10 protein-coding genes are annotated in these 11,287 nt (G+C 30.7%); 5 read left to right on the top strand and 5 right to left on the bottom strand.

The genetic code is table 11. From position 1 onward, the window contains the following. Positions 1–323 (top strand): hypothetical protein (locus ACIQ56_RS09070; protein WP_397600750.1); only part of this gene is annotated, 323 nt, incomplete at its 5' end. A gap of 8 nt (positions 324–331) precedes the next feature. On the opposite strand, the gene ACIQ56_RS09065 is transcribed toward ACIQ56_RS09070, so the two are convergent. From ACIQ56_RS09065 to ACIQ56_RS09050, 4 genes are read right to left on the bottom strand one after another with little or no spacing between them, the layout of a single operon-like run. Further along, the gene (locus ACIQ56_RS09065) at positions 332–835 is read right to left on the bottom strand and encodes a DUF3575 domain-containing protein (protein ID WP_397600749.1); all 504 of its coding nucleotides are present in this window, start codon (positions 833–835) and stop codon (positions 332–334) included. A gap of 1 nt (position 836) precedes the next feature. Continuing rightward, the gene (locus ACIQ56_RS09060) at positions 837–1,745 is read right to left on the bottom strand and encodes a hypothetical protein (protein WP_397600748.1); all 909 of its coding nucleotides are present in this window, start codon (positions 1,743–1,745) and stop codon (positions 837–839) included. A 22-nt stretch (positions 1,746–1,767) separates the two neighbouring features. Next, entirely contained in the window at positions 1,768–2,607 is an 840-nt protein-coding gene (locus ACIQ56_RS09055; protein WP_397600747.1) for an HDOD domain-containing protein, read from the bottom strand. A 17-nt stretch (positions 2,608–2,624) separates the two neighbouring features. After that, positions 2,625–3,740 (bottom strand): hypothetical protein, encoded by a 1,116-nt coding sequence (locus ACIQ56_RS09050; protein ID WP_397600746.1) that lies wholly within the window; start codon positions 3,738–3,740, stop codon positions 2,625–2,627. A 34-nt stretch (positions 3,741–3,774) separates the two neighbouring features. Here ACIQ56_RS09050 and ACIQ56_RS09045 point away from each other — a divergent pair, with 34 nt between their 5' ends. The 4 genes from ACIQ56_RS09045 to ACIQ56_RS09030 all read left to right on the top strand — a co-directional run bounded on the left by ACIQ56_RS09045 (position 3,775) and on the right by ACIQ56_RS09030 (position 10,103). Beyond that, a complete protein-coding gene (locus tag ACIQ56_RS09045; protein WP_397600745.1) occupies positions 3,775–5,847 on the top strand; it encodes an ATP-binding cassette domain-containing protein in 2,073 nt (690 codons plus the stop codon). After that, the gene (locus ACIQ56_RS09040; RefSeq protein WP_397600744.1) at positions 5,834–7,657 is read left to right on the top strand and encodes an ATP-binding cassette domain-containing protein; all 1,824 of its coding nucleotides are present in this window, start codon (positions 5,834–5,836) and stop codon (positions 7,655–7,657) included. The genes ACIQ56_RS09045 and ACIQ56_RS09040 overlap by 14 nt, the downstream gene beginning before the upstream one ends. 23 nt (positions 7,658–7,680) lie before the next feature. Continuing rightward, entirely contained in the window at positions 7,681–9,303 is a 1,623-nt protein-coding gene (gene serA, locus ACIQ56_RS09035; RefSeq protein ID WP_397600743.1) for a phosphoglycerate dehydrogenase, read from the top strand. 83 nt (positions 9,304–9,386) lie between these two features. Beyond that, positions 9,387–10,103, top strand: a complete 717-nt coding sequence (locus tag ACIQ56_RS09030; RefSeq protein WP_397600742.1) for a zinc ribbon domain-containing protein — start codon at positions 9,387–9,389, stop codon at positions 10,101–10,103. Positions 10,104–10,490: 387 nt separating this feature from the next. Here the strand turns inward: ACIQ56_RS09030 and ACIQ56_RS09025 are convergent, their stop codons facing one another. Further along, complete coding sequence (locus ACIQ56_RS09025) at positions 10,491–10,943, bottom strand: ricin-type beta-trefoil lectin domain protein (protein WP_397600741.1); 453 nt, start codon at positions 10,941–10,943, stop codon at positions 10,491–10,493. Positions 10,944–11,287 lie beyond the last annotated feature (344 nt).

Here is an 11,287-nt window from a genome sequence, read left to right as displayed (position 1 = left end):
AAATATTAGAATTAATGAATTTTAAAAATTTAATTTCAAGATCAAACGATCTTTTTATTAAAAATATAATTGATCTTATTGATTCTTATAAAAAATTGGCCATAACTCAAATTAAATGGCGATTTAAAATTTTAGACAGTATTTCAAATTTTGCTCACATTTGGATGTCAAAACATCCGAATTCAAGGTCCACTCAAACAATTTACTCTGATTTAAATAATTTACTAACAAGTGTTGAAATTGAATATAAAAACTTGATTGATTTTTTAACCAAAGAAGAAGATTTTTCAAATGAATTTGAATTATTATATAAAACAAATTAATTGAATTTTTACAACAAATAAACAAAAGAAAGCTCAGGACTTATTTGTATGTCTCCATACATATATCCAATCATAACACCAAGTAACATATCTAATTTTTTGGTCATAGACCAACGGTATCCAGGAATGATACCCCCGATAGGATCCGTATAGTTATCAGAACGACCAGAGTTATTTTTGATTTGAACAGATTCAAATCCTCCAAAAATTCCTATATAAAACCCACTTTTATAAAGAGGAGAAAAAAAATAATTCATTCTTACTTGAGTTTGCCATCCTGTTACCTTTGGATCGACACTACGTGTATCAAAGTAAGTTCCATTTAAACCAAGCTGAACTCTTGATGTTAAAAAAGAAGAAACTCCTAAAGAATAAATTCCAAAGATAGGACCCAATAAATTTAAAGAAAATCCAATATTTGGAGGTGGAGAGGGTTCCTCTTCTACAGCATAAATATTTAATGAATATGAAAAAAATAATAATAAAAAGGCAACCAAAAATCTCCGTTTCATTTTATTCTCCATATTTTTCAATTTTTGTCATTAAAATAGATGTTTCCTTATTTGGTTTAAATATTCCATCTTTTAATTGAAATCTAATATGATACATACCATTTAACTTATTTTCATTACAACCAACAATTTCTAGATTTGATTGAAACACGGTATCTTTCATTTTTAAGGGCATATCAATAGCACCTTGCAATGCTGTTTCACATTTTAAGCCTCTAGGCATCTGAATTGAAAAAAGATTTTGTTGAGTCATATTATTTTTTTGAAATTGAAAAGAGAATAACTCTTGTTTTATTTCATCCTTCTTTAATATTGTTCTGCGGGCTACAAAAACCAACCGCCCATTTTCATCAAAAAATTCTAGGGGCTCTTTATCAAATTGAATGTTATTATAAACGGAAACTCTTTGCCAACCACCATAACCCTTCCGAATTAAAATTGCCGATCCACTCTGATCCGTCCGATAGCAACCATTCATAAAAACAATAGCCTCTTCTTCCTCTTTTTTTAAAATAAATCCTCTTATTTCAGAAATATATTTAAATTGATTCTCTTTGCTTTCGTTAATGAAATATTTTGGACAAAAATCACAGCCTGTAAAAAAATCAGCAAATTTTTCAGTTACGTCTTTTCCACAAATCGGGGCATAAATTTCTGCATTCGTAAAATGATGCAAATTAGGTATGATTTCTTTTTCTTTTAAAGGAGATTTTTCTTCTTTTTTTATTGGTTGTTTAACAACCTCAGCTACATGAATATATTTTTTTAAAAATGGGTAATATATTACTATTTTTTCTTTCCCTAAATCAATTAAAATTTTAACATCTTTTGGAAATAAGTAATAAAGAGCTGCTACTGCAATCAAACTTGGCAAAGTGAATATAAATAAAAATAAAATTAATTTCTTCATATTTACAAGATTTTTCTTAAAATTAAAAAAACTGTAGTTGTTGTGTAGCTTGTTTTACAACTTTTGCAACATCTTGACTATTTATTCCTAATTTATCTAATTCTACAGTATTTACCCTGGTATCTCTTGTATAATTTGTAAAAGCATTGCCAAAACGATGAGCTATTGTATCTGACAAACTTATTAAGTTTATTGCTTTATTTTGTTCACTTGTTAATTTTTTAGGTCTAAAACTTTCTTCTGTATGATGATATTTGATGATTAAAATGACAGAAGCGGGTAATTGCCATTTTTCAAGTAATATCTCACCTAATATTTCATGCGATTCCAATTTTAAATTTTTTTCTGCAGTATTAAAATCAATTTTATCTCTTAAACATCTTTCCGTAATTTGTTTCATTAAGGCTTTATCTGAGATCGCTCTTACTAATAATCCAACATCGTGCAATAGACCAGCAACAAGGAGATCTGACAATTGTGCTGTATTTACTAACTTTCCAAGCTCGAAAGCAATTTGTGAAACCCAAGAACAATGTTTTGTAAATGATTTTACGTTAAAAAAATCGATAGCATCAAATTCAAATAATTTTTCAATGGAATATTTAATTAAAATTTGCATAAGTGAGCTTAGCCCAATTCGTGTTACCCCAACTTTTAAATCACTTGTGGGTTGTCCCATTGAATATAAAGTGGAATTGGCTAATTTTAAAATGCTTGAAGTGATTCCGGCATCTTTTTGAGCCAAAGAAGCCAATTTAGAAATATCAGCTTCGCTACTGTACATTTGAGAAAGACATTCTCTAACGGCATCGGGAATGGATGGAAGTTTTATATCTTTTTGCGAATTTGTTTCATTACTCATATTTAAGAAGATCTCCATTATTGAAGAAACTTAACCCAATTTTGCTCTAAATCCATTGCAGAAGCACAATAAGCACTCATCTGAAAAGGGGCTCCCCATTCAAACAAAGAAGATAAAGGCAATGGCTCCATACCGTGTGCAAGACACATATCTGTAAAGTCAATGGGTTTATCATCACGATAAATCAAATTATGAAGCTCACACTTTAGTAATAGAATAGGGTAAAATAGATTTGATTCCAACCAGTAGTATCTCCCTCTTTTGGCTGTTCCATTTGCCAACAAAAAAACCCTTTCCGCATTTAAAGCACTTTTTTCAGATAAAAATAAACTATCCGTAATTTTTTGAGCAAAAGTTTGCTCTCCTTTTTTCTCCTTTTCTACTTCATTTGTTTCATAAATTGCATCTACGATATGTTGTAATTCATGAATCACTAAAGCAGCTTCAAATAAATCAAAATCGTTTTTCTTAGATAAAAAAATATGATTTTTATGTCCAATTCCAACTACAGAGAAAAATCTATCTATTTTATCAATAATATGAATTTCAAAATCGGGTTTTACGTTTTTCCCAAAAAAATAATCTTCTATTTCTTGTAAAGTAAATTTTTTATTAGAAAGACTTCCTAATGGAGACAAAATTGGTTTCCAATTTGATAATATTAAATTAAATATTTCATCAATTAAATTTTTTGAAATTCCATAAATTTTTTCCATAAAATATTTCAAAAATTGAATTATTGAACTTTGATCATTTCTTAATGTATATCCCCAAATTTCAGCTAATACTTTTAAAGCTTCAAAATGCCATAATGGTTTCGCATACATAGATTTATAATTTTTATTTTTGTTATAATTAACTTTCTCTAGAGAATTTTTTAATAGAAATAAATCTGTTTTATCTCTTTGTGAGATATGATTTTTTTGCCAATTTTTACAAATCCAGCTATAATACCGTTCCGATATCAATTGAAAATTATTTTCATTGGGATTGATTATTTTCATATATTGGTTTATTACTGTCTGAGAAGCAATCATTTTTTGTAAAAAACAATGTTCATAATGGTCAATACAACCAAGCTCTACTTTTGAGGTAAGTTTTGAAATCTCATTTAAATTAAAAAACAAATTCACAAAAATTCTCCTAATAACATTTTGAGGCCGAACTTTGAACCAAAACAAAACATCACTTTGGCAAAAATTATCTTTTTCTGATGTAACCCCTTTAATGAAAAAACTGGGAAAAAGAGCCACACATAAAAACGATCTAAATTCAATTGATTATGTAAACGAAACTCTGAATAATAAAGATAATTATCCTGAGTTTAAAGAAGCCATACCATTATTAAGAAAATCTCCTTTTCGCTCTCTTTTAACCTTTGAAAAAAAACAATTTATTTTTATGTTTTTTATTCACGTAAGCGATGTGATCGCATCCTTAATTTCTGCTTTAACTGCAATTCAACTCTTAAGAAGTTTTGAAAGTCCATCTGAAAATTTCCGATTAATCAGTTTATTCTACCAGAATCCATCGCTAAATGAAACTTTCCATTTTGCAATCCTACTTGCCTTGATAATATTTTTGCTTAATGTTTTAGCAGCAAGTCTTCACGCTCAAAAAATTGAGAAAGAGATGCTTCTATCTTGGAGAATTCCATTCCAACTAATGCAATATATTTATACACATTTACTATGCATTAGCAAAAAAGATAGAGCCACATTTCAAACAGGTGATATCACCAATATGGCACAAAACGATGCTCGCTTTTTAGGAAATTACCTAGCCCATGGGATGGTAGATATTCCAGTTTTAATGGCTTCATGCGTATTTGTGATGATTGTCATGATTGCTACTATTGGAAATGTTGCGTGGCTCGGTTTTGCAATTGTTTTAATGCAAATTCCCATAAATTTATTTTTTACCTGGATAGGAAATAAACTTCATCATGAAATGATGCGCAGAGGGGATAGAAGGTTACAGCTTGTAACAGAGTGGGTTCAAGGAATGCGACTTGTTCGCTATTTTGGTTGGGGGAATCATTTTAGATACGAAATCAATCAAGCAACCCTTTCAGAATATAAACAAGATTTAAAAATAACAGCAAAATATTGTTCTGCCTTTGCCATCACACACAATTGGTGGATGGTTGTCAGCAGCGCTATTTTTGCAGGAATTGTTTATTTTAATGGAAACAAACAAGCATCCACTATTTTTGCTGCCATTTGGCTTGCAGGAATTTTAGGACAACAAATTACTCCATTACCTTGGTTTGTAAATGCTTGGTCTCAGGCGGTCGTTGCTTCTAAAAGACTTCAAAAATTTTACTTATCCCGAACACAAACCGAGGAGTTTTTACCCAAAGATATTATAAAATATGATGAAGAAACAAATATTTTAATTGATAAAATTATAAACAAAAAAGAAAAATTTAAAATTTCGATTTCGTTTCAAGTTGAAAATATTTCACTTCGATTCTCTGAAAATGAACCTTATGTTCTTCAAAATATTTCTTTTGAAATTCCAGAAAATAAAATAATTGCCATTGTTGGACCCGTAGCATCAGGAAAATCATTATTAATTCAAATCATTATGGGCGATATCATACCTACATCTGGCAATGTATATTTTAATTTAACAATTAATGAAAATAATAAAATAAAATTAATAAAAGGAAACGTTCATACAGAAACTGGAATTCAATTATTAAGAGCAATACAAAGTTACGTTCCTCAAGAAGCTTTTATTATGAGTAGTACCATTCGCGAAAATATTCCTCTAAAATATAAACAAGATAATCATTATTATGTTAATGATAGTGAAATCATCAATTCCTTATATGTGGCAAGTTTTAAAACAGATTTAAAACAATTAGATAATGGATTGGATACCGAAATTGGAGAACGAGGTGTTAACTTATCTGGTGGTCAAAAACAAAGAGTGAGTTTATCAAGAAGTGCATTTGCGAATTCTTCTTTTATTATTTTAGATGATCCTTTGAGTGCAGTAGATGTTAAAACAGAAAAAGAACTTGTTCAAAATATTTTTTTAGGAGAGTGGGGTTTCCAAAAAACAATAATTTGGGCTACTCACAGATTAGAATTTTTAAATCATTCTCATTCTATTATTTTCATAGATGCTGGAAAATTGCTAGAACAAGGAAAATATAGCGATCTTGTTAAAAATCAATATTCAAGATTAAATCAATTTTTATTGGGTTTAAATAATTATGGAAAACACTAATACTTTTATTTCGAAAGAAAAAAGACAAGAAGGATCAATTGGTTTTGAATTATTTGCACGGTATTTAAATTCCATGCAAGGTATCAAAATTTTTGCTCCTATTATTTTTATTTTAGTTTTTATTGCAAGCTTTGCAGAAAGCACTTTTCGTTTTATAGTTTCTTTATGGGTTGATAATTGTACAACAATTTCATGCCAAAGCTCATATAACATAATCAATCAAACAAAAACCTGGTTACAACAAGCAAATCCAAATGAAATAACCATTTGCTTTTTTGGATTCTGTTTACTTACTATTATCATTAGAGCTTTAGATTGGCTAATCCTGATAGGATTTTTATCAAATGGTGCAAGAGTTTTACATGACCAAATGGTAGAAAGTTTTTCAAATGTACGTGTTACTTTTATGGACGAAAATCCATCTGGAAGATTAATTAGAAGATTTAGTGGTGATTATATTCAAGCCAAAGATGAAATTCCAAATATTTTCGCTGATATGTTTAGTACATTTATAGAACTCATAATCATTACAATTATTGTTTTAATTCAAGCTCCTTTTGCTATTTTTTCAATTATTCCTTCCGGTTTTTTTTACTACAAAATTCAAAAAATATTTAAAGCATCCTCAAGAGAGATTCAGAGATATACAAAAATACTAGAAACACCAATTTGGAGTTTATTTTCAGAATCTGTTGTTGGTTATCAAACCATCCGTGCTTATGGAAAAACAAATGAGTTTATTCAACAATTAATTTTAATTTCTCAAGATTTTGCTAAAGCAACACTTTTACAAAGTAGAATTTTACGTTGGCTTAACTTAAGATTAAAAGTTACTTCGGAATTTTTTACTTTAACAATTACAATTATAGCAATTTATTTTGTTACGATTGGAAAAATTGGAGTTGGTCAAGCCGGATTTTTAATGAGTTTAACTATTGGCTTAGATTCCATTATGCAATGGTTAACAAGAAGTTTATCTATGATTGAATCAAAAATGGTAAGTATTGAAAGAATTATTGAATATAAAAATTTACCTTCAGAACATAAATTTTCTGAAATATCTTTAAAAAATTCAAATAAAAACTGGCCTAATCAAGGTGAAGTCATAATTAAAAATTTAGTCGCTTCATACCGAGAAGATTTACCTATAATAATAAATAATTTAAATATTACATTTCAAGCAGGAAAAAAAATTGGTATTATTGGGAGAACAGGAGCTGGTAAAAGTACCTTATTTCAAGCATTTTATCGAATGATTTATTTTCATTCGGGTGAAATTATTGTAGACGGTATCGATATCACCAAAATACCATTAGAAGATGCTCGATCTATCTTTGCAATTGTTCCACAAGAGCCACATCTTTTTTCTGGTACATTAAAATATAATTTAGACAGAACTCATAAGTACACAGACGATCAAATTTGGAAAGCATTAAAAGAAGTTCAGTTATCACAATATATTGAATCTTTACCTGGTAAACTGAATTATGAAATAGCAGAAAAAGGAGGAAATTTTTCTGTTGGACAAAGACAACTTTTATGCATGGCCAGAGCTATATTAAGTAACGCTAAAATAATTCTAATGGATGAAGCTACAGCCAGTGTTGACTTAGAAACAGAAAATTTAATTCAGGAGGCAATTAAAAAAGTCTTCACAAATAAAACAACCATTGTTATAGCTCATAGATTGGACACCTTAAAATCCGCTGACTTCGTTGCTTTACTTGGCAATGGCAACCTCCTAGATTATGGTGTCCCTGAAAATGTGCTCTCTAAATTAGGTGAGGGTCTTAATTCGCATTTAACATAAAAATATCATAGGAATAAACAAAAATGGATAAGTCGGTAAAGATCCTGATAACAGGAAAGCTCCATGAAGTCGCTCTTAGTTTACTCAATCATCAACCGCCGGAGTTATCTGTTACGGAATCCCTTCATATTGTTTATCTCCCAGATGCACCAAGAGAAATTATTTTAAAAGAAATTGAAGATACAAACGTCTTAATAAGCCGCTCAGAAACAGATGTTGATGCTACATTATTAAGAGCAGGAAAAAATTTACGTATCGTCGCTCGAGCTGCCGTTGGATATGGAAATATCGATTGCGATCTTGCAACAGAATTAGGGATATTAGTTGTAAATACCCCCGGAAAAAATACAAATTCAGCAGCTGAACTTACAATAGGCTTGCTATTATCACTGCTTAGAAAAATACCAGCAGCGCATTCCAGCACGAGTGAAGGTGGGTGGAACCGTCATCATTTTACAGGAACAGAGCTTGGTGGAAAAACAATCGGTATTGTGGGCTTAGGGAATGTAGGACATCGTGTAGCAAAGTTTGCCAAAGGTTTTGATATGAAAGTCATTGCTTATGATCCTTATATATCAGATGAAGTATTTCGCAGAAACTCAACAGAGCGTAAAAATACTTTAGAAGAATTACTTGCAGAATCAGATGTTTTATCCATCCATGTTCCTTTAAATAAAGAAACAAAAGGCATGATAACCGAAGTCGAATTAAAAAAAATGCGAAAGGGTTCTTATGTATTAAATGCCGCTCGGGGCGGTATTATTACTGAAAAAGGTTTACTTAAATTACTAAATGAAGGTTATATTTCTGGAGCAGGGATCGATACATTTGACAATGAACCTAAACCTTTAAAAGATCTCATTTCACATCCTAATGTGATTGTAACTCCTCATATTGGAGCGAGTACACTTGAAGCCCAATACCGCATTGGAGAAACCATTGCAATTCAAGTTCTTAAGGCTTTACGTGGAGAAATAGTAGATTATCCTGTTAACTTACCACATGTTTCTTTACTTGGCTCTGGCGACCTACGCAAAATCTCTGTTTTAACAGAAAAAACAGCCCATGTTGCCGCTCAAATATTTGATTTTCATCCCTCTTTAATTAAATTAAACGTGAAAGCGGGTTTAAGCAAAGAAGACCTCCAAATTCTTAAATTATCATGCATTAAAGGCTTTCTTTCCCATGCATCCGACGAATTTGTTTCTTATGTTAATGCAGAACGTTTATTAAGCCGTCGCGGAATTCAAATTGAGGTTCATTTAAATAACTCTTCCTCATCTAAAAACGAAATCCTTTTAGAAGTTTTTGGCAGCAGCGCAAATGAAAAAATATCTGTTGGCGCTGTTTTATATGATGGTCAACTAGAAAGACTATGTTCTATAAATGACTTTTTATTTGAAATTGAGCCAAATGGTGATTTAATCATCATGCAAAATCATGATAGACCTGGCGTTATTGGAGATGTTGGTTCTTATCTTGCAAAACATAATGTCAATATCGCTCAATTTGAGTTATCTAGAAATCGTAGAGGCGGTATGGCTATGAGTTTAATCCGCATTGACGGAGAACTTGAAAGTGAAGTGATCTCAGGTCTCCGTAAACTCCCAAATTTAATATCAGCAAGATTGGTAAGTGGCCTTTAATTGCTAATCTAAGGCGTTGAAAAATAAATAACGCTATGATAAGAAAAGAAGTTGCCATATTTTGTCCCAAAAGGAGATTCCCTTTGAATCCAAGTTATGAAATCATTGAACAATTATACAGACTCGATATTGACTCAGGACTTGTTACGCAAGATCAAAGAGCAGCTCAAAAAGAACTCTCCGAACTTGCTAAAAAATCCCGCATTAGCGAAGAAATCATTGCAAAAACACGAACTGACATGTCTTTCAATGAAGCGGAACTCCGTCGTTTATATAAAAAATTAGACGATCTTGAAGAACGTAAAGCAGAGCGTTCTGCACGTCTTTTTGCGGCCAAAAACGATGATGACCACAGAAGTTTAAAACGTGAATTAGACCATGTAGAGCGTGAAATTCGTGATACCCAACGAAAAGCAGATGATACGGAAAGTCGTATTGAGCATTCCAAATCTTTATTTCAAAAAGCAGAAGCAGAACTATCTGCATCTACTAGTGCTTCAGAAGGCGAAAGAAAAAAAGCTCAAGAAGCTGAAAATAATTCGGCAGGACGTTTAAACGAAATAAATAAAGTCCGAGACTCCTATTTATCTAGACTCGATGATCGTATTGCACAGCATTATATCCGTGTTGCTAAAATCACACGAAGCCCTAATGGCCCTATTTGTCGCGTCGTAGAAAGAGCATGCGGAAATTGTCGCATTGGTTTATCACCACAAATTTTAAATAATATTGTACGCGGTAAATCAATAGAATTTTGCCCTAATTGCTCACATGTCCTATTGCCAAATGCAACAAATTAACTTGTTATTTAAAAAGTAACATAAATAGAACCCCCTAAGAATAAAAAATTTAACTCGATACAATCTATCGTTTTAAATTTTTTTTCATTTATATACACAAATTTATTTTTGATAAATTAAATAATATTCATAGCAAATGCAAAAATTATTTTATTCATAAACTAATTTTCTTTTTTTATACCATATTTTTGATTTTGGGTGTTATTTTCTATAGTAGATGACATTTAGGCCGAAATCAAATCAATAAGTAATCCAAAGAGGATATTTATTAAATATAGAATGTTGCATTCAAAAAGAAATAAAAATACAGGACATACTCTTTGGAAATTTATAAGCTAATAACTTCAAATTCAATCATTTTAAAATTTGTAATAAAAATACTTTAAATTAATTAACGAGCCACCATTTTTGTTGTGATTGATTGACACAATCCCAAATTTGAACAGGCGTACCGTTGTTATTTGAATTCGCTGAGCGAACATCAAGACACCTTCCCGCAAGGCCAAGAAAAGAGTTGTCAATAAAACCCCAATTTTGTGCAAGAGTTCCATTACAATCCCATATTTGTACGGGAGTTCCATTAGATGTAATTGCATATTGAACATCGAGACATTTTCCACCAATACCAATCACACGACCTCTATCAAAGTACCAATTTTGTGCATCAGTACCGTTACAATCCCAAAGTTGAACTGGTGTTCCGTTAGCTGTATTAGAAAATCTTACATCCAAACATTTTCCATCTAATCCATGAATCGAAAAAGCATTTGCAGCTAAAGAAATAGGAAGTATTGCGCAAGAAAATGCAATTTTAGTTAATAATCTACTTTTGTTAAACATTTGAGATCTCCTCTTCAAAATTTAATGGACTTGAGCTTGGAGAAACTAGAATTATATTTGTTTCCAATCAATGAATGAAAAACGTCATATATTTGACCTGTTGATTTTTAATTAGATTTTATGCATTTAATTTAGATTATAGGTTTTTTATATCATTGTAAACAAATTTAACTATATCTTCCTTTCTATTTAAAAATTATAAATTAACAATAACATCCTGATCTTCCCCCAATTTTATAGACACAATTAACCGACCTTTTTCATTGGTCTAGTTATTTCAAATATAACTGGAGACAGATATCCATTCGACGAATGCTTTCTAACACGATTGTAGTAAACTTCAA

Origin of the sequence: Silvanigrella sp. (assembly GCF_044369315.1) — a bacterium.
Classification (GTDB): domain Bacteria; phylum Bdellovibrionota_B; class Oligoflexia; order Silvanigrellales; family Silvanigrellaceae; genus Silvanigrella.
This window is presented reverse-complemented; position numbering and strand designations above follow the sequence as displayed.

Excerpts from the sequence above, each read along its gene's own strand:
- serA (WP_397600743.1), top strand. The coding sequence starts at position 7,681 with ATGGATAAGTCGGTAAAGATCCTGATAACAGGAAAGCTCCATGAAGTC.
- ACIQ56_RS09065 (WP_397600749.1), bottom strand. The coding sequence starts at position 835 with ATGAAACGGAGATTTTTGGTTGCCTTTTTATTATTATTTTTTTCATAT.
- ACIQ56_RS09055 (WP_397600747.1), bottom strand. The coding sequence starts at position 2,607 with ATGAGTAATGAAACAAATTCGCAAAAAGATATAAAACTTCCATCCATT.
- ACIQ56_RS09025 (WP_397600741.1), bottom strand. The coding sequence starts at position 10,943 with ATGTTTAACAAAAGTAGATTATTAACTAAAATTGCATTTTCTTGCGCA.
- ACIQ56_RS09040 (WP_397600744.1), top strand. The coding sequence starts at position 5,834 with ATGGAAAACACTAATACTTTTATTTCGAAAGAAAAAAGACAAGAAGGA.
- ACIQ56_RS09060 (WP_397600748.1), bottom strand. The coding sequence starts at position 1,745 with ATGAAGAAATTAATTTTATTTTTATTTATATTCACTTTGCCAAGTTTG.